Annotated in this window: 25 protein-coding genes; 13 read left to right on the top strand and 12 right to left on the bottom strand. The window is 74.4% G+C overall.

The genetic code is table 11. From position 1 onward, the window contains the following. Nucleotides 1-10 precede the first annotated feature (10 nt). Nucleotides 11-478: an ATP-binding protein gene (locus AC2CHG_RS04180; protein WP_484524178.1), complete on the bottom strand. Its 468-nt coding sequence runs from the start codon at nt 476-478 to the stop codon at nt 11-13. Nucleotides 479-593: 115 nt separating this feature from the next. Here AC2CHG_RS04180 and macS point away from each other — a divergent pair, with 115 nt between their 5' ends. After that, a complete protein-coding gene (gene macS / locus AC2CHG_RS04175) occupies nt 594-1,715 on the top strand; it encodes a MacS family sensor histidine kinase (RefSeq protein WP_484524177.1) in 1,122 nt (373 codons plus the stop codon). 11 nt (nt 1,716-1,726) lie between these two features. Continuing rightward, on the top strand, nt 1,727-2,359 hold the full coding sequence (locus tag AC2CHG_RS04170; protein WP_355512333.1) for a response regulator: 633 nt from the start codon (nt 1,727-1,729) through the stop codon (nt 2,357-2,359). Nucleotides 2,360-2,363: 4 nt separating this feature from the next. Here AC2CHG_RS04170 and AC2CHG_RS04165 read toward each other — a convergent pair whose 3' ends face one another. The 3 genes from AC2CHG_RS04165 to AC2CHG_RS04155 form a co-directional block, all read right to left on the bottom strand. Further along, nucleotides 2,364-2,936 (bottom strand): DUF5709 domain-containing protein, encoded by a 573-nt coding sequence (locus tag AC2CHG_RS04165; protein ID WP_262013956.1) that lies wholly within the window; start codon nt 2,934-2,936, stop codon nt 2,364-2,366. Between the two features lie 79 nt (nt 2,937-3,015). After that, nucleotides 3,016-3,687 carry an ATP-binding protein gene (locus AC2CHG_RS04160; RefSeq protein ID WP_262013955.1) on the bottom strand — a complete coding sequence of 224 codons (672 nt, stop codon included), beginning with the start codon at nt 3,685-3,687 and terminating at the stop codon, nt 3,016-3,018. A 56-nt stretch (nt 3,688-3,743) separates the two neighbouring features. Further along, nucleotides 3,744-4,742, bottom strand: coding sequence for an SDR family oxidoreductase (locus AC2CHG_RS04155; protein WP_484524176.1), 999 nt, complete (start codon nt 4,740-4,742; stop codon nt 3,744-3,746). A gap of 192 nt (nt 4,743-4,934) precedes the next feature. Here AC2CHG_RS04155 and AC2CHG_RS04150 point away from each other — a divergent pair, with 192 nt between their 5' ends. Next, the gene (locus tag AC2CHG_RS04150; protein ID WP_366622332.1) at nt 4,935-6,203 is read left to right on the top strand and encodes a glycosyltransferase; all 1,269 of its coding nucleotides are present in this window, start codon (nt 4,935-4,937) and stop codon (nt 6,201-6,203) included. Here AC2CHG_RS04150 and AC2CHG_RS04145 read toward each other — a convergent pair. Genes AC2CHG_RS04145 through aroA form a run of 4 tightly spaced genes read right to left on the bottom strand, consistent with a single transcriptional unit; the run spans nt 6,086 to nt 10,389 of the window. Beyond that, entirely contained in the window at nt 6,086-7,051 is a 966-nt protein-coding gene (locus AC2CHG_RS04145) for a hypothetical protein (protein ID WP_366622510.1), read from the bottom strand. The two genes, AC2CHG_RS04150 and AC2CHG_RS04145, sit on opposite strands and share 118 nt — an antisense overlap. A gap of 60 nt (nt 7,052-7,111) precedes the next feature. Beyond that, nucleotides 7,112-7,930 carry a histidinol-phosphatase gene (gene hisN, locus AC2CHG_RS04140; protein ID WP_194800491.1) on the bottom strand — a complete coding sequence of 273 codons (819 nt, stop codon included), beginning with the start codon at nt 7,928-7,930 and terminating at the stop codon, nt 7,112-7,114. 60 nt (nt 7,931-7,990) lie between these two features. Beyond that, a complete protein-coding gene (gene rsgA / locus AC2CHG_RS04135; protein ID WP_366622336.1) occupies nt 7,991-9,118 on the bottom strand; it encodes a ribosome small subunit-dependent GTPase A in 1,128 nt (375 codons plus the stop codon). Beyond that, the gene (gene aroA / locus AC2CHG_RS04130; RefSeq protein WP_366622338.1) at nt 9,088-10,389 is read right to left on the bottom strand and encodes a 3-phosphoshikimate 1-carboxyvinyltransferase; all 1,302 of its coding nucleotides are present in this window, start codon (nt 10,387-10,389) and stop codon (nt 9,088-9,090) included. The genes rsgA and aroA overlap by 31 nt, the downstream gene beginning before the upstream one ends. A 102-nt stretch (nt 10,390-10,491) precedes the next feature. Between aroA and AC2CHG_RS04125 the strand changes: the two genes are divergently transcribed. The 5 genes from AC2CHG_RS04125 (at nt 10,492) to rsrA (ending at nt 13,845) form a co-directional block, all read left to right on the top strand. Beyond that, on the top strand, nt 10,492-11,199 hold the full coding sequence (locus tag AC2CHG_RS04125; protein WP_262013950.1) for an SOS response-associated peptidase: 708 nt from the start codon (nt 10,492-10,494) through the stop codon (nt 11,197-11,199). Nucleotides 11,200-11,412: 213 nt separating this feature from the next. Then, on the top strand, nt 11,413-11,805 hold the full coding sequence (locus AC2CHG_RS04120) for a WhiB family transcriptional regulator (RefSeq protein ID WP_013288375.1): 393 nt from the start codon (nt 11,413-11,415) through the stop codon (nt 11,803-11,805). 100 nt (nt 11,806-11,905) lie between these two features. Beyond that, complete coding sequence (locus tag AC2CHG_RS04115; protein WP_484524175.1) at nt 11,906-12,517, top strand: alpha/beta hydrolase family protein; 612 nt, start codon at nt 11,906-11,908, stop codon at nt 12,515-12,517. 228 nt (nt 12,518-12,745) lie between these two features. Then, nucleotides 12,746-13,555, top strand: coding sequence for a sigma-70 family RNA polymerase sigma factor (locus AC2CHG_RS04110; RefSeq protein ID WP_315985935.1), 810 nt, complete (start codon nt 12,746-12,748; stop codon nt 13,553-13,555). Nucleotides 13,556-13,557: 2 nt separating this feature from the next. Then, entirely contained in the window at nt 13,558-13,845 is a 288-nt protein-coding gene (rsrA, locus tag AC2CHG_RS04105) for a mycothiol system anti-sigma-R factor (protein ID WP_135241896.1), read from the top strand. Between the two features lie 81 nt (nt 13,846-13,926). Here the strand turns inward: rsrA and AC2CHG_RS04100 are convergent, their stop codons facing one another. Then, nucleotides 13,927-14,001: a 50S ribosomal protein bL37 gene (locus AC2CHG_RS04100; protein ID WP_369752275.1), complete on the bottom strand. Its 75-nt coding sequence runs from the start codon at nt 13,999-14,001 to the stop codon at nt 13,927-13,929. Nucleotides 14,002-14,240: 239 nt separating this feature from the next. Between AC2CHG_RS04100 and AC2CHG_RS04095 the strand changes: the two genes are divergently transcribed. Continuing rightward, a complete protein-coding gene (locus AC2CHG_RS04095; protein ID WP_135241895.1) occupies nt 14,241-14,456 on the top strand; it encodes a biotin/lipoyl-binding carrier protein in 216 nt (71 codons plus the stop codon). Next, nucleotides 14,453-14,965: a GNAT family N-acetyltransferase gene (locus AC2CHG_RS04090; RefSeq protein ID WP_357209818.1), complete on the top strand. Its 513-nt coding sequence runs from the start codon at nt 14,453-14,455 to the stop codon at nt 14,963-14,965. Before AC2CHG_RS04095 ends, AC2CHG_RS04090 begins: the two co-directional genes overlap by 4 nt. A gap of 6 nt (nt 14,966-14,971) precedes the next feature. On the opposite strand, the gene AC2CHG_RS04085 is transcribed toward AC2CHG_RS04090, so the two are convergent. Further along, nucleotides 14,972-15,547, bottom strand: a complete 576-nt coding sequence (locus AC2CHG_RS04085; RefSeq protein WP_262013947.1) for a TetR/AcrR family transcriptional regulator — start codon at nt 15,545-15,547, stop codon at nt 14,972-14,974. A gap of 119 nt (nt 15,548-15,666) precedes the next feature. Between AC2CHG_RS04085 and AC2CHG_RS04080 the strand changes: the two genes are divergently transcribed. Further along, a complete protein-coding gene (locus AC2CHG_RS04080; RefSeq protein ID WP_463839184.1) occupies nt 15,667-17,256 on the top strand; it encodes an MDR family MFS transporter in 1,590 nt (529 codons plus the stop codon). A 235-nt stretch (nt 17,257-17,491) separates the two neighbouring features. On the opposite strand, the gene AC2CHG_RS04075 is transcribed toward AC2CHG_RS04080, so the two are convergent. Then, a complete protein-coding gene (locus tag AC2CHG_RS04075; protein WP_484524174.1) occupies nt 17,492-19,093 on the bottom strand; it encodes a tetratricopeptide repeat protein in 1,602 nt (533 codons plus the stop codon). A gap of 184 nt (nt 19,094-19,277) precedes the next feature. Here AC2CHG_RS04075 and AC2CHG_RS04070 point away from each other — a divergent pair, with 184 nt between their 5' ends. Both AC2CHG_RS04070 and AC2CHG_RS04065 read left to right on the top strand, forming a co-directional pair. Further along, the gene (locus AC2CHG_RS04070; RefSeq protein ID WP_194800719.1) at nt 19,278-20,306 is read left to right on the top strand and encodes an SIS domain-containing protein; all 1,029 of its coding nucleotides are present in this window, start codon (nt 19,278-19,280) and stop codon (nt 20,304-20,306) included. A 25-nt stretch (nt 20,307-20,331) separates the two neighbouring features. Further along, complete coding sequence (locus AC2CHG_RS04065) at nt 20,332-21,924, top strand: PAS domain-containing sensor histidine kinase (RefSeq protein ID WP_262013944.1); 1,593 nt, start codon at nt 20,332-20,334, stop codon at nt 21,922-21,924. Here the strand turns inward: AC2CHG_RS04065 and AC2CHG_RS04060 are convergent. Then, nucleotides 21,899-23,797 (bottom strand): glycosyltransferase family 39 protein, encoded by a 1,899-nt coding sequence (locus tag AC2CHG_RS04060; RefSeq protein WP_484524173.1) that lies wholly within the window; start codon nt 23,795-23,797, stop codon nt 21,899-21,901. The genes AC2CHG_RS04065 and AC2CHG_RS04060 overlap by 26 nt on opposite strands. Between the last annotated feature and the right edge of the window lie 447 nt (nt 23,798-24,244).

Here is a 24,244-nt window from a genome sequence, read left to right as displayed (position 1 = left end):
CGGTGGCGGGTCAGCCGTCCAGCGGGCCGGTGACGGGCTGGCGGGTGGCGAGCGCGGCGGTGATCCGGACGACGGTGCCGGCGTCGCCGCTCTCCACCTCCATCGCGTCGCTCAGCTCCCGGGCCAGCCAGAGGCCCCAGCCGCCGGCGGTGTCCGGCGCGGGCCGCTCGCGGTCGCGCAGCCGCCGTTCGCTGATCCCGGGCCCGTGGTCGGCGACCTCGCAGACCAGTTCGCCGTTCCGCTCCCAGAGCCGTAGCCAGCCCTGCCCGCCGCCGTGGCGGACCGCGTTGGTGATCAGCTCGTTGACCGCCAGCACGAAGTCGTCCAGCCGTTGGCCGGACAGGCCGGAGCCGTGCGCGCAGGAGGTGACCGAGTGCCGCAGCCCGGTCACCTGCGCCTGGTCGAAGGCGGTGGCGAGAAGCAGGGAAGGTTCGATGGGCACAACCGTACGCGGTGCGGGGAATTCTGCGTCTGTCATGACCCCGTCCCGACGATGCTCCTCGACGACTTTCGCGGCATTTCCACCGTACGTCAGGGTTTCTCGGACCGCACCGCCCGGGGTGGCCTGGACCGGCTGTGACAGGGTGGCCCACATGCCGTCGTCCTCCGGCCTCGAGGGCCCCTTCTGGCGATCGATAGCGGTGTTCCGCTTCGCCGCGCTCGCGTACGTCGGACTGGTCGTGCTGCGCGACGCGGACCGCTACGCACACCCGGTCGCCGCGGGCGGTGTCCTGCTGGCGATGCTGGCCTGGAGCGGCGTGACGGCGGCCGGCTACGGCCGTCCGGGCGGGCGGCGCTGGCCGCTGCTCCTGGCCGACCTCGGCGTGGTGCTGGCGATCATCCTGGTCACGCCGTGGGTGGTGGGCAGCGCGGCGCTCGCCGCCGGGGTGCCGATGCTGACCGCCGCCTGGCTGGCCGGGCCGGTGCTCGCCTGGGCGGTCTCCGGCGGGCGGCGACGTGGCGCGGTGGCCGCGATCGTGCTCGGCGGCGCCGACCTCGCCACCCGGGACCGGATCAGCCCGTCTGCGCTGACCGGGGCGATCCTCATGCTGCTCGCCGGCGTGGTGGTCGGGCACGTGGCGCGGCTGGCGGTGCAGGCGGAGGAACGGTTGCAGCGGGCGGTGGAGCTGGAGGCGGCCACCCGCGAGCGGGAACGGCTGGCCCGCGACATCCACGACTCGGTGCTCCAGGTGCTCGCCCTGGTCCGGCGGCGCGGCGCGGACCTGGACGGCGAGGCGGCCGAGCTGGCCCGGCTGGCCGGCGAGCAGGAGGCGGCGCTGCGGGCGCTGATCGGCCGGGCGGGCGCACCGCCGGATCCGGGCGGGGACGAGCAGGACCTGCGCGACCTGATCGACAGGTACGCCTCGGCCACCGTCGTGGTGTCCGCGCCCGCCACACCGGTGCCGTTACCGGCGCGGGCCGCCGGGGAGCTGGGTGCCGCGGTCGGCGCGGCGCTCGACAACGTGGCCCGGCACGCCGGCGGGCGGGCCTGGGTGCTGATCGAGGACGAGGAGGAGACGGTGACCGTCTCGGTACGCGACGAGGGACCGGGAATCCCGGAGGGGCGGTTGGCGGAGGCCGCCGCGCAGGGGCGGCTCGGGATGGCGCAGTCCATCCGGGGCCGGGTGGCCGACCTGGGCGGCGAGGTGCGGATCGTGTCCGCGCCCGGCGCCGGCACCGAGATCGAGCTGGTCGTGCCGAGGAGCCGCGGGTGAGCATCCGGGTGATGGTGGTCGACGACCACCCGATGTGGCGTGAGGGCGTGGCTCGCGACCTGACCGAGGCGGGTCACCAGGTGGTGGCGACGAGCGGGGAGGGCCGGCAGGCGGTACGGGTGGCCGCGGCGGCCCGTCCCGACCTGGTCGTGCTAGACCTTCAGCTGCCGGACATCTCCGGCGTCGAGGTGATCCGGGGCCTGCGCGCCGCGCTGCCCGACGTGCGGGTGCTCATGCTGTCGGCCAGCGGTGAGCCGCAGGGCGTGCTGGACGCGGTCAAGGCCGGCGCCACCGGCTACCTTATCAAGTCGGCCGCACCGGCGGAGTTCCTGGACGCGGTGCGCCGCACGGCGGCCGGTGAGCCGGTGTTCACGCCCGGCCTGGCCGGGCTGGTGCTGGGGGAGTACCGGCGGCTGGCCGCGGCGCCGCCCGCCCCGGACGACGACGCACCCCGGCTCACCGAACGGGAGACCGAGGTGCTGCGTCTGGTCGCCAAGGGGCTGTCGTACAAGCAGATCGCCGACCGGCTGAGCCTGTCCCACCGGACCGTGCAGAACCACGTGCAGAACACCCTGGGCAAGCTCCAGTTGCACAACCGGGTCGAGCTGACCCGGTACGCCATCGAGCGGGGCCTGGACGACTGAGCGGTCAGCGCGCCTCCGGCGGCCGGGTCTCGTGCACCGCCAGCTCCTCCGCGCTGGCCCCGCCACCGGCCGCGCCGGCGTCGTAGGCGACGTTGTCGGTCTCCTGGTCGGTGTGTGCGCCCTCGTCCGGTTCGACCAGCCGTCCCACCTGGTGGTCGGCGACGCTGCCGAGCTGGCCGTGGTCGTACACGGAGACCGGAGAGTGCGGGTCCGAGACCGGGCCCGGGTCGATCACGTCGGCGTCGAGCTGGGCCTGCGCGGCGGCCTCCTCGCTGTCCGCCTCGGCGGCGATGTCCGGGTCGACCGGGCCGGCGAGCGGGTCGTCGGCGGGGCGCTCGTACTGCTCGCGCTGGAGCTTGTAGTCCAGCGACTCGCCGTCGAGCTGCTCCTCCGCCGTGGTGCCGAACTGGTCCACCGCCACCGGCGTGCGGTCGCCGGGGATCTGGGCCGGGTCGGGGCCGTCCGCCTCGCGCCCGGTCAGCACGTCGTCGTGGGCGCTGGAGTCGTCGTCGGCGGTGTCGGGCAGGCCCGACGCCTCGGGATCGGACACGGGGGTGGGGTACTCGTCGTCGCGCATGCCCGGGAACTACCCACTGCGCTCCCCGCCCTAACCGCGACCGGCCGGGAGGATCGGGAGAAACAGTGCGAAAAGCACCTCAGTTGCGGTACGCCGTCTCGTCCTCGGCGTACAGCACGCACCACACCACCTTGCCGTCGGGCAGCGCCGTGCTGCCCCAGCGCCGGGCCACCGTGTCGATGAGCAGCAGCCCTCGCCCGCCCACCGAGTCCACCGGCGCCGGACCGCCGTACGCGGGCCGCCCGGTCGAGTGGTCCCGGACCGCGAGGTGCAGCGCGCCGCCGCGCGGGGCCAGCCGGAGCGTCATCGGCGTGACCGCGTGCGCCACCACGTTGTTGACCATCTCGGTGACCGCGATGCAGGCCGGCTCGGTCAGCTCCGGCAGTCCCCACCTGGCACAGCCGCCGGTCACCAGCACCCGCGCCTCCCGGGCGGCCTCGACCACCGGGGGCAGCTCGGCGTCGAGCGGCTCGGGCGGCGCGTCCGGTGGCGGCCCGTCCGGGTCGAGCAGCAGCCGCGCGGCGGGCCAGTCGTCGACCGCCCGGCAGACCTCGTCCAGCGCGTCGCGTGCCACCGGATCGGGGATCCGCACCCCGGACAGGTCCACGAGCAGCACCCCGGGGTGCCGCCACAAGCGGGCGAGCAGCGCGTCCCGTACGGCCTCCACCTCGGACCGGTCGAGCACCCCGGTCAGCCGGACCGTCGGCGAGGAGTCGTCGGTCTCCACCAGGCAACGCGCATCCGTCGGCATGATCGCCCCATTGTGCACCTCGGTCCGCGCCCGCGCACCGGTCCGGTCGACGGGACTCACGGCCGACCGGACCGCGACCGGCGGCTGAGAGCCGCCACCGTGCCGGCAGCGGTGCCGGCGGCCAGCCCGACCGCCGCGGTCAGCCGAAGCACCTGCCCGCGCCGGCCGGACCACCCGTCGGTCCGCTCCGCCTCCGCGTCCGGCGTGAAAACCGCGCCGGTCGAGTCGGCGCGTACGCCGGGGCCGAACTGGGTGCGCGCGGTGTACCAGCCCAGCACGCGCTCGGCCAGCGCCGGGGCGAGCCGCCACTGGAGGCCGATCAGCCGGGCCGCGCCGCCCGCGTACGCCTCGCGCCGGGGCCGCCGCAGCAACTTGACGATCGTCTCGGCGACCATCTCCGGCGGGTACACCGGCGGCGGTGGGGTCAGCTCCCGGCCGGAGTGGTTGGCGGCGTGCCGGAAGAACGGCGTGTCGATGGTGGCGGGCAGCACCGTGCAGATCGAGATGTTCCCCCGGCCGGTCACCCGCAGCTCCTGCCGGACCGTGTCGGCCAGTCCTCGGATCGCGTGCTTGGTCGCGTTGTACGCCGACTGGTACGGCATCGCCACCTCGGCCAGCACCGAGGCGTTGTTGACCAGCACCCCGCCGCCGGCCGCGTCGAGCCAGGGCAGCGCGGCGCGCGTCCCGTACACGGCGCCGAGCAGGTTCACGTCCACCACCCGGCGGAACTCGGCCACCGGGATCTCGTCGAACAGCCCCACGGTGCCCACCGCCGCGTTGTTGATCCAGGCGTCGATCCGGCCGAACTCGGCCACCGCCCGCCCCGCCAGCCGCTCCACGGCCTCCGGGTCGGTCACGTCGGTGGACACCACCAGGGCCCGGCCGCCCAGTTCCCGGCAGTACGACGCGACCCGGCGCAGCGCGGACTCGGTCCGGGCCGCCAGCACCACGTCGGCACCCCGGCGGGCCAGCGCGTACGCGGTGGCGGCGCCGATCCCGCTGGAGGCGCCGGTGATGACCACTGTTGCGTCGGAGAGGCTGCGGGTCAGGGGCATTCCCCGTCGGTACCCCCGGGCCGGGCGGTCATGCCGACCGTTTTCGCCGGTGATCGGCATCGGACGGCTGTCCCGTCCGCGGGACGCCGTGGCCGGGCGACGCCGATCTGTCAGGTTTGGGCGCACCGGACCTGGGTTAATGGGACGCTCTGACCGGAGACCCCGCTCGCAGAGAACGCATGGAGGTGCACCATGCGCGTCGGCCTTGTATGCGCGCACGCCGGCTCGTCCACCGACGGTCCCACCGTCGGGACGCAGGAGCACATTGCGCGCGTGGCGGCGGAGCTCGCCGCCCGGGGCCATGACGTCCGCGTCTACGAGCGCCGCGCCGCGTCCGCCCAGCCCGCCCTGACCGAACTCGACGGCTACCGGGTGGAACGTGTCCCGGTCGGGCCGCCCGACATGCTCTCCACCGCCGAGCTGGTCCCGTTCGTCGCCGAGTACGGCCGCTGGCTGGCCGGGCAGTGGGCCGGGGACTGGACCCCCGACGTGGTGCACGGGCACTACTGGGTCGGCGGGCTGGCCGCCGCGCACGCGGTCCGCGCCACGGACATCCCGGTGGTGCAGACGTTCCACTCGCTCGGTGTGGAGCAGTTGCGGCACCTCGGTCGCGGGTACGGCGGGCCGGGGGAGCGCATCCCGCTGGAGCGGGCGCTGACCCGGGCCGTGGACGTGGCGGTGGCCCAGTGCAACGACGAGGTCGACGAGCTGACCCGGATGGGCCTGCAACGCACAGCGGTGGCGATGGTGCCGACCGGGGTGGACACCGGCCAGTTCCACCCGGACGGCGAGGCGGCGCCCCGGGACCAGCGGCCCCGGATCCTCTCCGTCGGCGGGCTCGCGCCCGGGCACGGCCAGGACGACCTGATCCGGGCGATGCGGCTGGTCGGTGACGCGGAACTGGTGATCGCCGGCGGTCCGCCGCCCGAGCGGCTGGACGGGCACGCCGAGGCGCGCCGGCTGCGCGACCTGGCCGAGAGGGCGGGGGTGGCGGAGCAGGTGAAGCTGGTCGGCGCGGTGCCGCACGACCAGATGGCCACCTGGTACCGCTCCGCCGACGTGGTGGCCTGCACTCCGCACTACGCGTCGGCCGGGCGGGTGTCGCTGGAGGCGATGGCCTGCGGCGTGCCGGTGGTCGGCTACGCCATGGGCGGCATCGCCGACGCGGTGGTGGACGAGGTGACCGGCAAGCTGGTGCCGCCGGGTGACGTCCGCACGCTCGGGGTCACGCTGCGCCGGCTGCTGTCCGACAACGCCGGACGGTTCGCGTACGGGCACGCCGCGGTGGACCGGGTCCGGTGCAGCTACACCTGGGAACGTACCGCCGCCGCACTGGAGCGCCTCTACGAGCGGGTGATCGGGCGCCGCCGCCCGGCCACCCCGATCGAGCCGACGCCGGTCGAGGCGACGCCGCCGGTCGAGGTGGTCGTCTCCGAACGCGGACCGGTCGAGGCCGCCTGAACCGGCACCATAGCGGCGCCCACCATCGCCTTCTGGCGGGCGCCGCTGTGGTGGTGCTGCGGTTCGGCGTACCGGGTCAGGCCGACCACCGCCGCGAGCGTAACCAGGAAGCCGAGCCCGGCCAGCCACTCCCGGCCGGGCCAGATCTTGTCGTTGAGCAGCAGCAGGCCGACGATCGCCGCGGGTACCGCGCCGGCGGCGTCCATCGCCGCGACCGCCGCCGTGGTCGAACCGCGCTGCATGGCCAGCCCGAGCAGCAACTGGCCGATCAGCGAGTGGACGATCAGCAGGTAGAGCAGCGGGTCGCGGACGAACGCCTCCACCGACCCGGCCGAGGCGAGCGGGCGGGCCGCTACCGCCGCGGCGGAGAACGCCATCCCGGCCAGCGAGCCGAGCACCACCGACCCGAGCGCGCCGTGCAGCCGGGCGGCGAAGAAGCCGGAGGCGGCGATCGCCACCACCGCCACCGCCAGGCCGACCAGCCCGGCGGTGCCGAGCTGCCGTGACGGCGCCGGCTGGGCGGAGAGCACGAGCGCGGTGATGCCCGCGAACAGCAGCACCAGCAGTACCACCTCGGCTGCCGGCAGCCGCCACTTGAGCACCAGCACGCCGAGGACGGCGGTCACCCCGAGCCCGGCCGCCACGCTGGCCTGGACCAGGAACAACGGCAGGTCGCGGCGGGCCAGGAAGGCCAGCACGAAGCCGACGACCTGGCAGGTCAGGCCGATCAGGTACGTCCGGTGCCCGGCCAGGCGCAGCAGCAGCCCGGGGTCGAACGTGTGGTGCACGGTGGTCCGCGCGGCCGCGACCGACTGGAGGAGGTTGGCGAAGCCGTACGCGATGATCATCGCCGCCAGGAAGCACCAACCGGAGGAAACCACCTGGCGAGGATAGAGGCTCCCCCGGGGTCAGCGCTCGGCTGGACGGCCGAGCCGGGCCAGGATGTCGTCGTGCAGCGCCCCGTTGCTGGCCACGGCGCTGATGTCGGCGGAGTCGGCGCCGGCCGGCGCGGGCCGCCCGGCCAGATCCGTGACGACTCCGCCCGCCTCGGTGACGATCGGGACCAGCGCGGCGATGTCCCACAGCGACAGCTCCGGCTCCACCATCACGTCCAGTGCACCCTCGGCCAGCAGCATGTAGCCGTAGAAGTCGCCGTACGCGCGGCTGCGCCAGGTGTCGCGCATGAGCTGGAGCACCGCGTCCAGCCGCCCGGCCTGCTCCCAGCCGGTCAGCGACGAGTAGCAGAAGCTCGCGTCGCCGAGCGCCGTCACGCCGGAGACCCGGATCGGCGTGCCGTCCGCCGGGCCGGTGCCGGCGAACGCGCCCGCGCCGAGCGCGCCCCACCAGCGGCGGCCCAGCGCCGGGGCGGAGACCAGGCCGAGCACCGGCCGGTCGTGCTCCAGCAGCGCGATCAGGGTGGCCCAGACCGGTACGCCCCGGACGAAGTTCTTCGTGCCGTCGATCGGGTCGATCACCCAGCGCCGCCCGTCCGGCCCGGCCGGCGGCTGCTCGCCGTACTCCTCGCCGAGCAGACCGTCGCCGGGACGGTGGGCGGCCAGCAGCGCGCGGATCTCCCGCTCCACTGCGGTGTCCGCGTCGGAGACCGGGGTCAGGTCCGGCTTGGACTCGACGCGCAGGTCGAGCGCGCGGAACCGGGCCGAGGAGACGGCGTCCGCGGCGTCGGCGAGCAGGTGGGCGAGGGCGAGGTCGTCGGCGTACCCGGTCATGACGGACACGCTAGTGGCGGCGGCCCGGCCGGCGACGGCGGGTCGCCGCCGGTCCGCCGGTCAGGACCCGGCGAGCGGATCGCCGGGGTTGCGCTCCGGCTCGCGCGGGTCGCCGTCGCCGCTGCGGGAGGCCAGCAACCGGCGGTACGAGGCGAGCCGGCGCGCGTCCGCCTTCCCGGCGGCCACCCAGGCGTCGAGCGCGCAGTCCGCCTCGTCGGCGGTGTGCGGGCAGTTGGCCGGGCAGTCCACGGTCGCCTCCACCAGGTCGGGGAAGCCGTGCAGCAGGCTCTCCGCGGACACGTGGGCCAGCCCGAAGCTGCGTACCCCGGGGGTGTCGACGATCCAGCCGGTGTCGCCGTCGGCGCCGGGCTCGGCGGGCAGCCGCAACGCCACCGCGCTCGTCGACGTGTGCCGGCCCCGGCCGATCGCGCTGACCGTGCCCACCGCCCGTTCGGCGTCCGGGACGAGGCGGTTGACGAGCGTCGACTTGCCCACCCCGGAGTGGCCCACCATCACCGAGACCCGGCCGGCGAGAAGCGCCCGCAGCGCGGCCAGGTCGGAGTCCGGGCGGATCAGCACGTACGGCAGCTCCAGCTCGGTGTAGTAGCCGAGCACCGCCTCCGGGCCGGCCAGGTCCGCCTTGGTGAGGCAGAGCAGCGGCTCGATGTCGGCGTCGTACGCGGCCACCAGGCAGCGGTCGATGAACCCGGTACGCGGCGGCGGGTCGGCGAGCGCGCTGACGATCACCAACTGGTCGGCGTTCGCCACCACCACCCGTTCCAGCCGCCCCTCGGCGGTGGTCTCGTCGTCGTCGGCGGTGCGGCGCAGCACCGAGGTCCGCTCGGCGATGCGCACGATCCGGGCCAGCGCGCCCGGCGCACCGGAGGTGTCCCCGACCAGCCCCACCCGGTCACCCACCACCACCGACTTGCGTCCGAGCTCGCGGGCGCGCATCGCGGTCACGAGCGGCGCATCCGGTCCGGCACCGGACAGCACGCAGGTGTAGCGGCCCCGGTCGACGGCGATGACGAAGCCCTCGACGGCGTCGGCGTGGCGGGGCCGGGTGCGCGTTCGTGGGCGCGACGACCGGCCCGGCCGGACCCGGACGTCGTCCTCGTCGTACTCACGCCGCTTCGTCGCCAGGACGTCCCCCGCTCTCAGTTCTTGCCGGTCACCATCCCCGACCATAGTGCCGGGAACTCCGGCATGGTCTTGGAGGTGCACGCCACGTCGTCGACCTCGATGCCGGGGACGGCCAGCCCGGCCACCGCCGCCGCGTGCGCCATCCGGTGGTCGGCGTACGTACGGAACGTCCCGCCGCGCAGCGGTCGGGGCCGGATGTCCAGCCCGTCGCGGGTCTCGGTGATGTCCGCGCCGAGCGCGGTGAACTCCTTCGCGAGCGCGGTGACCCGGTCGGTCTCGTGGCCCCGGATGTGGCCGATGCCGGTGAGCCGGGACGGACCGTCGGCGAGCAGCGTGAGCGCGGCCAGCACCGGGGTCAGCTCGCCGACGTCGGAGAGGTCGGCGTCGATCCCGCGCACCGTGCCGGTGCCCCGCACGGTCAGGCCGTCGGTGCCGAGGCTCACCTCGCCGCCCATCCGGTGCAGCAGGTCCCGGAGCCGTTCGACCGGCTGGAGGCTGCTGCGCGGCCAGCCCTGCAGCGTCACCTCGCCGCCGGTGACCAGCGCGGCGGCGAAGAACGGCGCGGCGCCGGACAGGTCCGGCTCGATCTCCCAGCCGCGCCCGGACAGCGGGCCCGGCTCGACCGTCCACACGTCGGGCGTGGTGTCGTCCACGGCGGCGCCGGCCGCGCGCAGCATCTGCACCGTCATCCGCACGTGCGGCGCGGACGGCACGGGCGGCCCCTCGTGCCGGACCACGACGCCCCGGTCGAAGCGGGGCGCGGCGAGCAGCAGCCCGGAGACGAGCTGGCTGGACGCGGAGGCGTCGATCACCACGTCGCCGCCGGTCACCCGGCCCGCGCCGAGGACGACGAGCGGCAGGCTGCCGGCCGGTGGTGCGTCGATGCGGACGCCGAGCGTGCGCAGCGCGCCGATCAGCGGCCCGAGCGGCCGGGTCCGGGCGTGCGGGTCGCCGTCGAACGTGACCCGCCCGGCGGCCAGTCCGGCCACCGGGGGCAGGAAGCGCATCACGGTGCCGGCCAGGCCGACGTCGACGTGCGCCGGGCCGGCCAGCGGGTGGGGGCGGACCAGCCAGCGGTCGTCGTCCGAGATCGACATGTGGGCGCCGAGTGCGCGCAGGCCACCGGCCATCAGTTCGGTGTCCCGGGCGCGCAGCGGCCGGGCGAGTGTCGACGGCCCGCCGGCGAGCGCGGCGAGCACCAGGGCCCGGGCGGTCATCGACTTGGAGCCGGGCAGGCGCAGCGTCGCGGCGACCGGGTCGCTCGCGGTCGGCGCGGTCCACTGCTGCGGCGGACGCGTCGCGGTCGGATTGCTCACCGTTACATTCTGCCAAGCTCACGGCCTGGTGGAACCGTCCGGCGCCGCTGCTCCCGTTGGGCGGGACAGCCGGAACGTCCGGATGCGGCTAGCGTGGGCGCCATGTGCGGGAGGTACGCCACGACCCGGAGCGCCGCCGACCTGAGCGCGCTGTTCGAGTCGGCCGACGAGACCGGCGGGGTGACGCCGGACTACAACGTCGCGCCGACCGACCCGGTGCCGCTGGTCCGGCTCGCCCCGGAGGGGCACCGGCTGCTCTCCCTCGGCCGCTGGGGCCTGCTCCCGCAGTGGTCGCGCAGCGCCGCCGGGGCCGCCCGCATGATCAACGCGCGGGCCGAGACGGTCGCCACCAGCCGGGCGTACGCGCCGTCCTTCGCCCGCCGTCGCTGCCTGGTCCCCGCCGACGGGTGGTACGAGTGGGTCCGCCTCGCCGACGGCGGGCGGCAGCCCTACTTCATGACCCCGCGGGACGGCTCGGTCCTGGCCTTCGCCGGCATCTGGTCGGTCTGGGAGTCGGCCGGTGCGGCCCGGCTCACGTTCAGCGTGCTCACCACCGCCGCGGTCGGCGAGCTGGCCGAGGTGCACGACCGGATGCCGCTGCTGCTGTCGCCGGAGCGCTGGGCGGAGTGGCTCGGCCCGGCCGAGGAGCCGGCGGAACTGCTCGCGCCGCCGGACGCCGGCCTGCTCGCCGGGCTGGAGATCCGGCCCGTGTCCCGGGCCGTCGGCGACGTCCGCAACGACGGCCCGGAGCTGGTCGCCGCGGTGGCTCCGGCGGGTGCCGGGACGGCCGCCGGACCGACGCTGTTCTGATCACGCTCCGCCACATTTGCGCGCCCCGTTTGCCGGGGTTGGGCCGGAAAAGTCGCCCGGACGTTCAGTCAGTTTCATTGAAGACCCTTGTCCTTACGTATTCGAATGCGATAGAACACAGCGCCGGTGATGGGCGTCTGTTCGCACGGGGCGGATGACACTCATCGATCTTGTGAGAGATCTACGCCGGTTCCCACGGGGGAGGTGGGTGTATTGACACGGGCACGTATGCCGCGTCCGCACGAGGTAGCCGCCGCGCGGCGCGATCCGCGACTGCTGCGGGCGCTGAGCGAACGACGCCAGGACGACGCGTGGCGCACCAGGGGCACCTGTCAGAACGTCGATCCGGAGACGTTCTTTCCGGCACCGAACGAACCGGCCGACGCGGCGGTGGCGCTCTGCCGCACCTGCGACGTCCAGGGCTCCTGCCTGGCCTGGGCGCTTGAGGTGGGCGACTGCCACGGCGTCTGGGGCGGCACCACGCCGCGTGAGCGGCGCGCCATGCTGGTGGCCTGGCGCAGCGAGGTGCAGCCGGATCCGGACGCGCTCGACGACGCCGGTCCGCCGGTGCGCGACCGCCTGCTCACGCTGGTTCCGCTGAGCTGATCCCGACGTCGCCCGTGGTCCGCTCCGGCAGGCCGCGGGCGACGTCGGCGTCTCCGCGCCGAACCACCGGCGGGCGCGCCGGTCCGCGCACAATGGGCCGGTGCGGCACGACGACGAGATCGACACCCCACGCGGACCCGCCCGGCTCCGCTTCGACACACCCGCCGACGCCACCACGGTGCTGGTGCTCGGGCACGGCGCCGGTGGTGACGTGGACGCGCCCGACCTGACCGCGGTGCGGGACGCGGTGCTCGCCGCCGGGGCCGGGGTGGCCCTGGTGACCCAGCCGTACCGGGTCGCCGGGCGACGCGCGCCCGCTCCCGCCGGGCACCTCGACGAGGCGTGGACGGCGGTGCTGGCCGACCTGCGTCGCCGTGCCCCGCTGGTGCGCCACTGGGTGGTCGGCGGCCGGTCCAGCGGCGCCCGGGTGGCCTGCCGTACCGCCACCGCCGTAGAGGCGGCCGGAGTGGTCGCGCTGGCGTTCCCGCTGCACCCGCCGGGACGACCGGAACGCTCCCGGGCCGGCGAACTGCTCACCGGGCTGCCCACGCTCGTCGTCAACGGCGACCGGGACCCGTTCGGCGTGCCCGAGCCGGGCCCCGGCATCGAGGTGGTGGTCCGGCCGGGGGAGCGCCACGACCTGCGCCGCGATCCGGCTGGTACGGCCGCCGTGGTGCGGGACTGGCTGCGCGTACACGGGTGGTCGTCCTGACCGGGCGGCGCGCGCCGTGACCGTCCGGCGCGGCGGGTCGTTGCACCGGTTGGTGCCGGCCGCCCGGTTCGGGCGCGCCGGGGCCACCCTCCCAGGCCCTTCCTGGTCCCAGCGTCGGTCGCGGCCGAGGCCGGGACCAGGATCGGGTGGGGCCGGAGGAATGCCACGCCCCACAACTCGCGTTACTTCCCTTGGACGACGACAGAGCCATCGCGAGGGGGGTGACCGGTGCCGACCGAGACACGGAGCCGGGAACGGGACGAACGGGACGAGCGCCAGCTCCGGCGGCTGCTCGACGCGCCGGAGTGGCCCGCGGCGGCGTCGGTCGTGAGCACCGGCACACACTCCGGAAGTGAATCTGCCGGCAAGCGGGTACGCGTATCCTCGGCGGGAAAGCATCCGACGCGAGGGGATGTGCGGTTGACCACCGAGAAGACGGACGAGCGCAGGGCCCGCTTCGAGCGGGACGCGATGCCCTTCGTCGATCAGCTCTACGCTGCCGGGCTGCGGATGACCCGCAACCCGGCGGACGCGGAGGACCTGGTTCAGGAGACGTACCTGAAGGCGTACGCCGCCTTCCACCAGTTCGAGCAGGGCACGAACCTGAAGGCCTGGCTCTACCGGATCCTGACCAACACCTACATCAACACCTACCGCAAGCGGCAGCGCCAGCCCATCCAGGCGCCGACCGAGGAGATCACCGACTGGCAGCTCGCCGAGGCCGAGTCGCACACGTCCAGCGGCCTGCGCTCGGCCGAGACGGAGGCGCTCGACCGGCTGCCGGACAGCGACGTCAAGGAGGCCCTCCAGCAGTTGCCGGAGGAGTTCCGCCTGGCCGTCTACCTGACCGACGTCGAGGGCTTCTCCTACAAGGAGGTCGCCGACATCATGGGCACGCCGATCGGCACCGTGATGTCCCGTCTGCACCGTGGCCGACGTAATCTGCGGAAGCTGCTGGAGCAGTACGCGGCGGAGCGGGGTTTCAGCGCCGCCTCGTCGAAGAAGGGTTCGACCGCCGCCGCCGGCCGGGAGGTGTGACCGTGAGCTGTGGACAACCGCACGAGACGGACTGCCACGAGGTCCTCGCCGAGGTCTACCTCTACCTCGACCTGGAGTGCGCCGAGGAGCGCCGGGTGCTGATCCGGCACCACCTGGACGAGTGCGGGCCGTGCCTGCGCGAGTACGGCATCGAGCAGGAGGTCAAGGCGCTGGTCGCCCGGTGCTGCGGCAACGAGGCGGCCCCGGAGAAGCTGCGGGAGCGGCTGCGCCTGCGGCTGACCGAGCTGGTGGTCTTCGAGACCACCGAGTCCCGCGAACTGGCCGACTGACGAACGACGCGAGACGGCCCGGGTCCGATCACGGACCCGGGCCGTCTCGCTGTCCGGCGACTGCGCCGCCTGATCGGATGATCAGGAGTTGGGGCGCTTGCCGTGGTTGGCGCTGCTCTTCTTACGGGCCTTCTTCTTGCGGGCCTTCTTCGCCATGCTCTGCCTCCTTGTACTGGTCACGGTTCCGTCCGCGGCGGGGCGCGGCGGAAGGTCGCGGTGTGGCCCACCGGGCTCGCCGGTGGCCGACCCGCACGATGCTAGTGCCGTCACCGCCCGCCGGGGCGCGGCGGGGCGGATCGCGGCCCGGTGGTGCGCGGCCCCGCGTGACCGGCGTCATGATTGGATACCGTTCGCAGGATTGTCGGGGAGCTGTCGGGGAGAGGGAGGGCCGCGAGATGGCCGAGGAGATCCGCGCCGAGATGGTGGCGAACGTCTGGAAGGTCGTCGTGGCGGCCGGCGACACGGTGTCCGAGGGCGACACCCTCGTCATCCTGGAGTCGATGAAGATGGAGATCCCGGTGGTCGCCGAGTCCGACGGCGTGGTGCAGAAGCTCGCCGTCAACGAGGGCGACGTGGTGCAGGACGGCGACCTGATCGCGGAGATCGGTTGACCGGCCTGCGGGTGCGCCGCGCCGAGCCGGCGGACTTCCCCGTCGTGGCCCGGCTGACCGTCGCCGCGTACGAGGCGGACGGCCAGCTCAAGGACGAGAGCGGGTACGCGCCGGTGCTCGCCGACGTGGCCGGCCGCGCCGAGACCGGCGAGGTGCTGGTGGCCGTCGACGACGCCACCGGCCAGGTGCTCGGCGCGGTGACGTTCGTGCTGCCCGGCACCCCGTACGCCGAACTGGCCGGCCCGGGCGAGGCCGAGTTCCGGATGCTCGCCGTGGATCCGGCCGCGCAGGGCCGGGGCGCGGGCGCCGCGCTCGCGGCCGCCTGCGTGGCGCGCGCCACGGAGCTGGGCTGCACCGCCGTGGTGATCTGTGTCCGCGCCGGGATGGCGGCGAGCGCACACCGCCTCTACGAGCGGCTCGGTTTCGTCAGGTACCCGGAGAAGGACTGGACGCCGCTGCCCGGCATCGACCTGCGCGGCCTGCGGCTGGACCTGACCGCGGCGGGCTGAACCGGCTCAGCCCTGGCCGGTCTCGCCGATCTTGGCGAGCAGCTCGTCGGCCACCTGGAGCGCGATCCGCTTGCGCTCGTCGTCGGTGATGCCCGGCACGCGTACCGCGAACCAGCTGCTGTGCACCGCGAACAGCGTGAGCGCGGCGCGGAGCTGGGCGGCGGGTGAGTCGTCGCCGCGGCACAGCTCGTGCGCCAGCCGCATCATCCGGTCCCGCATCTGCTGGCCGGCGACCAGGCTCTTGAGCACCGTCTGGTTCTGCTCGAAGAAGCGCATCACCTGGGGCAGGTCGCCGGCGAACATGCTGTCGGCGTATTTGCCGATCAGGGCGCGCCGGGTCGCCAGCGTGGGCGGCTGGCCGGCGGCCCAGGCGATCAGCTCGTCCATCCGGCGCAGCCGGTCGTCGACCAGGCTGGTGACGATCTCGTCCTTGCTCTTGAAGTGGTAGTAGAGCGCCGCCTTGGTCACGCCGAGCCGCTCGGCGATCTCCCGCAGCGACGTCTTCTCGTAGCCCTGTTCGGTGAAGAGTTCCAAGGCGACGGCCTGGATCCGCTCCCGCGTGCCACCTGTGGTCTCCCTCACCGGCCGACATCCTTCCAATCCGCTTGACGTGCGCCCGCCATCAGCTTACCGTCCGGCTAGTAAGCAAACTAGCCGGGCGGCAAGTAAGTCGATCATCCGATCTGCGGGGGAGCCTACCGATGAGTCAACCAGCCCAGGTGACCACGAGACCCAATGTCCGGGTCGTCCTGTTCGGTCTGATGATCGCGATGATGCTCGCGATGCTCGACAACATGATCGTCAGCACCGCGCTGCCGCGGATCGTCTTCGAGTTCGGCGGCGCCGACCACTTCACCTGGGTGGTCACCGCGTACGTGCTGGGCACCACCGTCTCCACGCCGATCTGGGGCAAGCTCGGCGACCTGTACGGCCGCAAGACGGTCTTCCTCACCGCTGTGGTCGTGTTCCTGGTCGGCTCCGCGCTCTGCGGCATGTCCGGCTCCGGCGTCTTCGGCGGCGCCGACACCGGCATGACCGAGCTGATCGCGTTCCGCGCCGTCCAGGGCCTCGGCGCGGGCGGCCTGATGGTCGGCGTCATGGCGATCATCGGTGACCTGGTCCCGCCCCGCGAGCGGGGCCGCTACCAGGGCATGATCGCCGGCATCATGGCCATCGCGATGGTCGCCGGCCCGCTCGTCGGCGGTTTCATCACCGACAACCTCTCCTGGCGCTGGGCGTTCTACGTCAACCTGCCGCTGGGCGGCGCGGCGCTGCTGGTCCTCGCCACCACCATGCACCTGCCGAAGTACCGCACCGAACACAAGATCGACTGGTTGGGCGCGGCGCTGCTGTCCGTCGGCATCACCGCGATCGTGCTGGTGACCACGTGGGGCGGCAACGAGTACGACTGGATCTCGCCGCAGATCCTCGGCCTCGCCGTGCTGGCGGCGCTCGCGCTCGGCGCGTTCGCGGTGGTGGAGCGGCGCGTGCCGGAGCCGATCCTGCCGCTGAGCCTGTTCGCCAACCGCAACTTCGCGCTGATCTCGGTGATCGGGTTCCTGCTCGGCTTCGCCATGTTCGGCGCGATGAACTTCCTGCCGCTCTACCAGCAGACCGTGCAGGGGGCGTCGGCCACGAACAGCGGCCTGCTGCTGCTCCCGCTGATGTTCGGCATGCTCGTGGTGTCGCTGGTGGTCGGCCGGACCATCACCAAGACCGGCCGCTACCGCGTCTTCCCGATCGTCGGCGGCGTGGTCATGGTCGCCGGGATGGGCCTGCTCAGCCTGCTGGACGTGGACACCGGCAAGGCGCAGTCCTCGCTCTACATGATCGTGCTCGGCGTCGGCATGGGTTTCCTCATGCAGACCTCGATGCTGATCGCGCAGAACAGCGTGGAACAGAAGGACCTCGGCGCGGCCAGCGGCGCGGCCACCTTCTTCCGGTCCATCGGCGGCTCGTTCGGCGTCTCCCTCTTCGGCGCGATCTTCGCCAACCGCCTGGCCGACTCGGCCGCCGGTGCCGCGTTCGCGGGCTCGGGTGGCGAGGGCGGCGCGATGGACCTGGAGGCGCTCAAGAAGCTCACCGGCCCGATGCGCGAGGCGGTGCTCGGCGGCCTCTCCGACGCCATCTCGCACGTCTTCTTCTGGGCCGTCCTCTTCACGGTGGCCGTACCGGTGCTCGCCTGGTTCATCAAGGAGGTGCCGCTGCGCGCGACGAACGACGTACCGCCGGCCGGCACCACACCGGAGGACGAGGCCGAGGCCGCGCTCGGCAAGGCCCCCGTCGCCTGACGCATCGTCGCGGCCCCGCCACCCCCCGGGGGTACGCGGGGCCGCCGCGTACCCACTCCAGTGAGGCGCCGCGGTGCCCCGGTGCCCGGTACTTCCGCCCGCTGCCCGCCAGTTCGGGGAGGTGGCGGGGTCCGGGGCGAGTTGATCGCGCCACCTCGGCGAGGTGGCGGCGCTCGGCTGGGTGGTGTGGGCCGGGGAGCGGGCAGGAAATGGGGCCCCGGGACGGTCCCGGCGCTCAGCCGCTGCGGAACAGGGCGGTGAGGCGTCGCCAGAGACGCCGGAGCGGACCGCCCTCGGCGCCGGCGATCAGCCGTTCGGCGGTGGCGCGTGCCGCCGGGTCGAGGGCGGGGGTGGCCCGCGCCAGGTACGCCAGCGAAACCGCCACCGGGGTACGCCGGATCGGCCCGGCGGCCACCTCGGCGATCCGCCCGGACACCAGCGCGGCCACGTCGGCGCGGGTGTCCGGATGCACCCAGGCGGCGGTGACCAGGGCGAACAGTGCCGCCTCGGCGGCCGGTCCGGGATCGCCGGCGGCCAGTTCCCCCAGCACCCGACGCCGGGTCGACCACTCCCACGGCTCGTCGGTGCGGTGGTGCAGCAGGCCGAGGCAGGCCCAGACCTGCGCGCAGCGCGTCCACAGTGCCGGATCCTGCCCGCCGAGCACCCGGCCCAGCGCTGTCGCCGGCGCCTCCGGCGGGTGTGCCAGCAGGGCGAGCAGGTCGGCGAGGTCCAGTGTGGCCAGCCCGACCGCGGCGTCGTACGCGGCCGGCGGATGCGCCCACGCCGGGTGCGCGAGCTGCTGGAGCCGCCGTACCGCCGCCGCCGAGGGAGCGGGACCGTCCGGGGCCGGGGCGTCGTCGCCCGCCGGGGTCACCTGCCCGAGCCAGGGGCGGCCCCGGCAGCACTCGGCGAGGTCACCGTGCTCGTGCGTGTCGTCCGGGTGGTCGCGGACGAAGTCGGCGAGCGCCACCAGGTGGTCCACGTCGCCGTCGCGCAGGTAGCGCAGCCGGTGCGCGGTGTGTACCGCGCAGTCGAACGCGGGGTCCTTCGCCAGTGCCCTGTCGATCCAGCCCAGTGCCGCGTCGAGGCGGCCGTTGTCGGCCAGCGTGCCGGCGATGTCCGCGTAGACGGCGAGGTCGTCGGGGTCGAGCGCGACAGCGCGTTCCAGTGCGGCGAGCGCCTCGGCGGTCCGGCCGGCGCTGCGGTACGCGTAGCCGAGCCACACCTCGCCGAGTTTGGTGGGCTGTGCGCGTACCCCCCGGGTGGCCCAGGTGACGGCGAGGGTGACCTCGCCGAGGCGCCGGGCCAGCGCGGACGCCGCGCCCAGCAGCAGCGGATGGGCCGGATGGACGGTGATCGCGTTGCGGGCCAGCGTGAGGTACGGCGCGAGCGGCTCGCGCAGCCGGCGCGGCGCGGGGTCCGGCGCTGCCGCGCAGACCTGCATGAGGATCCGGGCGGTGCGCTCGGGGTCGAGGCGTTCCGGCAGGTCGGAGGCGGTCACCCAGGGCACGGCGGCCCAGGGCGCGGTGGGCGCGTAGCCGGTGGCGGCGGCCAGCAGGTCGAGCCCTTCGGCGGGGCGGCCGGCGGCGGCGAGCAGATGCGCGCGGGCCACCACGGCGCCGACGAACGCCTGCTGACCGAGCGGGAAGAGGTCCAGGTCGCCGCCGCTGGCCGCGTTCAGCCGGGCGAGCGTCTCGTGCGCCTCGGGCAGCGTGGGGGAGCGGACCAGCGCGGCGGCCACGTGGTCGGCGGCGTGCCGCAGGTCCCCCTCGCCCAGCGCCAGCCGGGCCAGTGCGAGTTCCTCCTCCGCGGAGAGCGCGGCGTCGTCCTCGGGCACGTCGTCCTCTCGCCGGTCGGGTCGGTCAGCCGGGCAAGCCTAGGGGATCTTCCGTCGATTAGTGATCCACTGCGCACTCCTGTTCGTTGCGTTGATTGAGGCTGCTCAAACGTGCAAGACTGAGCATCGAACGCGCGGGAAACGCGCAGAAGGAGGTTCTGGAGTGACGCTTCCAGGGGCCGGTATGGCCGCCGACATCGACGAGCAGCCCGCCGGTTACGAGCGTCTGCTCTCCACCGAGCACGCGGCGGCCATCGCCGAGGTGGCGGCCGTCGTCGCGCAACGGCGCCCCCGGCACGTCGTCTTCACCGCCCGGGGCACCTCCGACCACGCCGCGCTCTACGCGGCCTACCTGACCGAGATCCGCCTCGGCCTGCCCGCCGGGCTGGCCTCCCCGAGCGCGATCACCGTCTTCGGCGCCCGGCCCGACCTCTCCGACGCGCTGGTCGTCGGCGTCAGCCAGAGCGGCGGCTCGCCCGACCTCGCCGAGGTGCTGCGGGTCGCCCGCGCCTCCGGCGCGCTCACCCTCGCCGTCACCAACAACCCCGGCTCGCCGCTGGTGGAGACCGCCGAGCTGAGCGTCGACATCGCCGCCGGCCACGAACGCGCGGTCGCCGCCACCAAGACCTACACCGCCGAGCTGCTCGCGCTGCTCATGCTGATCGAGGGCGTACGCGCCGGCGACGGCGTGCTGCCCGCCGAGGAGCACGCCGCCCTGAGCCGCCTGCCCGAGCTGGCCGCGCAGACGCTCGCCGACGACACCCCGGCCCGGCTCGCCCCGCGCTACCGGTTCGCCGCCCAGCTCGTCACCACCGGCCGGGGGTACGCGTACCCGACCGCCCGGGAGGCGGCGCTGAAGCTGATGGAGACCTCGTACCTCCCGGCGCTCGCCTTCTCCGGCGCCGACCTGCTGCACGGCCCGCTCGCCATGACCGACCCGGACGTCCCGGTGCTCGCCGTGGTCGGCTCGGGTCCCGGCGGCACGTCGATGCGTGAGGTGCTGCCCCGCCTCGGCGAACGTCGCGCCGACGTGGTCGTGGTCGGCTCCGCCGAGGTCGGCGAGACCCGGATGGCGGTGCCCGAGGTCGACGAGCGGTACGCGCCGCTGCTCGACATCCTGCCGCTGCAACGGCTCGCGCTGGCCCTGGCGCTGGCCCGGGGCGAGGACCCGGACGCGCCGCGCGGCTTGAAGAAGGTCACGGCGACGATGTGAGGTCCGGCGTGGCACGCTGTGTGGCGTGTCCACCCTCCGTGACCTCGCCGAGGAGCACACCGCGCTCCGCCCGGCCGACATCGACCACCTGCACCGGATCGCCGGCGACTGGCAGCTGCTGTCCGACCTGTCCTTCGCCGACCTGCTGCTCTGGGTGCCGGTGGACGGTGACGGCACGTTCCTCTGCGTGGCCCAGGTCCGTCCCACCACCGCACCGACCGCCTACCTGGACGACCAGGTCGGGCGCATCGTCGGCGGGGCCGAGGTGGCCCACCTGGAGGTGGCCCACCGGCAGGGACGGATCTGGCGCGAGGGCGACCCGGTCTGGTACGGCGACGTCCCGGCCCGCCACGAGGCGATCCCGGTCCGGCTGCGCACCGGCGACGGTGAAGCCGGCGAGGTGATCGCCGTGGTGGGCCGGGACACCAACCTGTCCACCGCGCGCACCCCGAGCCAGCTCGAACTGAACTACCTGACCACCGCCGACGACCTCGCCCAGATGATCGCCGACGGCACGTTCCCGCCGCCCCGGCACCCCGGCGAGACCACCTCGGCACCCCGGGTCGGCGACGGTCTGGTGCGGCTCGACGCCAACGGCAAGGTCACCTACGCCAGCCCGAACGCGCAGTCCGCGTACCGCCGCCTCGGCTACGCCTCCCACCTCGTCGGGGAGGACCTGGCCAAGCTGCACCGCCGGCTCGCCGGCGACCCCCTCGAAGGCACCGACGCGGGCAACGCCGTGCTCGCCGCGCTGCGCGGCGAGGCGCCGCCCCGCCGGGAGATCGACGCCCGCGGCGCCACCATGCTCACCCGGGCGCTGCCGCTGATGCCCGCCGGAGTGCCGATCGGCGCGCTGGTGCTGGTCCGCGACATCACCGAGGTACGCCGCCGCGACCGCGCCCTGATCACCAAGGACGCCACCATCCGGGAGATCCACCACCGGGTGAAGAACAACCTCCAGACCGTTGCCGCGCTGCTGCGCCTCCAGGCCCGGCGGGTCGCCATGCCCGAGGCGCGGGTGGCGCTGGAAGAATCGGTACGCCGGGTCGCCTCGATCGCGCTCGTCCACGAGACGCTCTCCCTGTCCAGCGACGAGGCGGTCGAGTTCGACGGCATCGTGGACCGGGTCGCCAGCGCCGCCACCGAGGTCGCCGCCACCGAGGTGAGCGTGGGCATGCGCCGCCGCGGCACGTTCGGCATCCTGCCCGCCGAGATCGCCACCTCGCTGGTGATGGTGCTCAACGAACTGCTGCTCAACGCCGTGGAACACGGTTTCCCGCCGGCCGACGAGGAGACCGCTGCCCCCTCGCCCGCGGAAGCCCCCCGGCCCGAGGCCGAGGTCACCGCGCCCCGGCCCGAGGTGGTGGTCACCGCGCACCGGGCCCGCAAGCAGTTGCACGTCACAGTCACCGACAACGGCCGGGGACTGCCCGAGCAGTTCGACGCCGAGCGCGGCGGCAACCTGGGCCTCCAGATCGTCCGGGCGCTGGTCACCGGCGAGCTGCGCGGCACCATCGAGCTGCGCAACGGCGCCGACGGCGGCACCGAGGCGGCCATCGTCGTACCGCTGGCCCGCGGTACCACCGACCGCCTCACCGGACGAGCAGGGCCACCGTGATCCCCGGCCGCGGCCACACCCGCCGCACCGTGTAGCCCGCGCGCAGCGCGTCCCCCTTCGCACCAGGCACCGCCGCCAGCGGGTCGGCGCGGCGCCCGGTGACCACCAGCCACACCCGGTCCACCCCGGCCAGGCACCGCGCCGGGTCGTCGCACTCCACGGCCCAGAGGCTCGCGTCCTGACGCTGGTCGCGGACCACGAGCACGTCGCGTGGCAGCCTCGGCCCCAGGTGGTACGCCATGCCGAGATCCGGGAACAGCCAGCCGTCCCGGGGCGAGTAGACGATCGCGTCGCCCGGTCGCTGCTCGGCGCGGATGATCCCGGCCGCGCCCGCGTAGTCGACGGGTGCGCTGCGCGGCCACTCATGGGTACGGCGCAGCGCCGCCTGATCGGGCAGCCCGAGCAGCCCGGCCAGGACCACCACCGCGATTCCCGCCGCGACCCGTCCGCGCGGCGACGTCGGTCCTTGCTCTGCTTCCGCGGGCGCGGCAGTGCGGCCGGCTGCGGCGGGTGTCGCCGTGCGCTCCGGTTCGGCGGGCGTTGCTGTGCCCGGCGTTCGGGTCGGTGCGGGAGTGACCCGCGCGGTGGCCAGCGCGGCGCCGGCCAGTACGCAGGCGAACGGCACGGTGAAGACGAGGTAGCGGGTCACCCACAGCGGCACCATCGTCCCGGCGGCGAAGACCAGCAGCACCGGCAGCAGTACGGCGGCGACCGGCAGCAGCGCCCGGCGACCCAGCCGGGCCGTGCCGAGCGCCGCGAGCGCGAGCACGAACCCGCCGACGACGCCGCTCTGCGCCAGCGCGCCCGGTAGTGCCGCCAGGTCGGGCAGGCGCGCCGGGTCCACCCAGTCGAGCTGTCGACCGCGCTGTCCCCGAGCGACGAGTGCCAGTGGGGTGACGAGCACGACGACCGGCAGCAGCGCCAGCAGCCACCCGGCCAGCGCCTCCCGAGCCTCGCCGGTCACGTTCTGCGGTTCCGCTTCCGGTGCGTCCGTGCCATGCTCCCTGCTCCCGGGATGCGGTGACACCCGTGGCGTTCCACCGGCGTTCGATCTCGTGGCTGGATGGAACGCCATGGGTGTCTGCGGGGCGCCGTGAGACCCGTGGCGTTCCACCGGCGCTCGATCTCGTGGCTGGGTGGAACGCGGTGAGTGTCTGCGGGGCGCCGTGACCGCGTCGGGCATCTGGGCTCGGGACTGGCCGGGCGGATCGACGACCGCTGTGGGGCCACGTGCGGCGGTCAGCAGCACCACCACGGCGTGCGCGGCGAGCAGGGTGAGCGCGATCAGGTGGAGCAGGCCGAGCGCGGCGACCGCTGCGGCGTACCCGGCCCAGCGTCGCCAGGTCGGCCGGCGCAGCGCCTCGACCAGCAGCAGCGTGGCCAGCACGGCGAGCAGCGTCGCGAGGGCGTACGGGCGGGCCTCCTGGCCGTACCGCGAGGTGACCGGCAGCACCGCGAACAGCAGTCCGGCCAGCAGCCCGGCGCGACGGCCGACGAGCACCGCGCCGAGGCGGGCGGTTAACCCGGCGGCCACCGCCATCGCGAGCGCCGACGGCAGCCGCAGCGCGGTCGGCGACGTACCGGCCAGCGCCGTCCAGCCGTGCATGAGGAGGTAGTACGGGCCGGTGGCGGCGTCGATCGTGCGGGTCATCCGGGCCAGGTCGGGGAGCGGGCGGGTGGCGGCGCTCCAGGTGGCCAGCTCGTCCCGCCACGGCTGGGCGTGCCCGATGCCCGCCAGCGTCACCACGAGCGTGAGCAGGCCCGGCGTCACCCACACCGCCCAGCCGGGAAGGGCGCGAACAGACGCGGGCGCGAACCTCCTCACCCCCGCAGCGTCACACGCCCGCTCCCACTCACCCCCCAGCTCTCCCATTTCCCACCCACCCGGCCCACCCCCACCCCCACCCCCACCCCACCCCGCCCCGGCCCGCCCCGTCGATCATGAGGTTGACGGCACGCACCGCCCCTTTTGTCCCCGCCAACTTCATGATCAACGGTGCGGTGGGCGGGGGTGGGCGAGGGTGGGCGGGGACCGGTGGTGTTGACCAAGGAGATTGCGGCCTGATGTGGCGGGTTGGGGGACGTCAACTCCTTGATCAACGGGAGAAGGCGGGGAGCGAGGGTGGTAGGGACGGGGGTCGATGTGGGGTGGTGGGCCCGTGATGTGGGATCACAGTGCGGAGCTGTGGTCGTGCGGGGCGTGGTGTGGCAGCATGAGGCACATGACCGCCGCTGTCGTCCGCCGCTTCGTGGCTCGTCGCCACGTCGATTACGGCCGCGTGCGCAGCGCGATCTGTCCGGCCCACTGACGACGCCCGAC

Source organism: Micromonospora sp. ATLC20 (assembly GCF_057196585.1).
This window is presented reverse-complemented; position numbering and strand designations above follow the sequence as displayed.

Excerpts from the sequence above, each read along its gene's own strand:
- AC2CHG_RS04180 (WP_484524178.1), bottom strand. The coding sequence starts at position 478 with ATGACAGACGCAGAATTCCCCGCACCGCGTACGGTTGTGCCCATCGAA.
- macS (WP_484524177.1), top strand. The coding sequence starts at position 594 with ATGCCGTCGTCCTCCGGCCTCGAGGGCCCCTTCTGGCGATCGATAGCG.
- AC2CHG_RS04170 (WP_355512333.1), top strand. The coding sequence starts at position 1,727 with ATGGTGGTCGACGACCACCCGATGTGGCGTGAGGGCGTGGCTCGCGAC.
- AC2CHG_RS04165 (WP_262013956.1), bottom strand. The coding sequence starts at position 2,936 with ATGCGCGACGACGAGTACCCCACCCCCGTGTCCGATCCCGAGGCGTCG.
- AC2CHG_RS04160 (WP_262013955.1), bottom strand. The coding sequence starts at position 3,687 with ATGCCGACGGATGCGCGTTGCCTGGTGGAGACCGACGACTCCTCGCCG.
- AC2CHG_RS04155 (WP_484524176.1), bottom strand. The coding sequence starts at position 4,742 with ATGCCCCTGACCCGCAGCCTCTCCGACGCAACAGTGGTCATCACCGGC.
- AC2CHG_RS04150 (WP_366622332.1), top strand. The coding sequence starts at position 4,935 with ATGCGCGTCGGCCTTGTATGCGCGCACGCCGGCTCGTCCACCGACGGT.
- AC2CHG_RS04145 (WP_366622510.1), bottom strand. The coding sequence starts at position 7,051 with ATGATCATCGCGTACGGCTTCGCCAACCTCCTCCAGTCGGTCGCGGCC.
- hisN (WP_194800491.1), bottom strand. The coding sequence starts at position 7,930 with ATGACCGGGTACGCCGACGACCTCGCCCTCGCCCACCTGCTCGCCGAC.
- rsgA (WP_366622336.1), bottom strand. The coding sequence starts at position 9,118 with ATGGTCGGGGATGGTGACCGGCAAGAACTGAGAGCGGGGGACGTCCTG.
- AC2CHG_RS04125 (WP_262013950.1), top strand. The coding sequence starts at position 10,492 with ATGTGCGGGAGGTACGCCACGACCCGGAGCGCCGCCGACCTGAGCGCG.
- AC2CHG_RS04095 (WP_135241895.1), top strand. The coding sequence starts at position 14,241 with ATGGCCGAGGAGATCCGCGCCGAGATGGTGGCGAACGTCTGGAAGGTC.
- AC2CHG_RS04080 (WP_463839184.1), top strand. The coding sequence starts at position 15,667 with ATGAGTCAACCAGCCCAGGTGACCACGAGACCCAATGTCCGGGTCGTC.
- AC2CHG_RS04070 (WP_194800719.1), top strand. The coding sequence starts at position 19,278 with ATGGCCGCCGACATCGACGAGCAGCCCGCCGGTTACGAGCGTCTGCTC.
- AC2CHG_RS04060 (WP_484524173.1), bottom strand. The coding sequence starts at position 23,797 with ATGGGAGAGCTGGGGGGTGAGTGGGAGCGGGCGTGTGACGCTGCGGGG.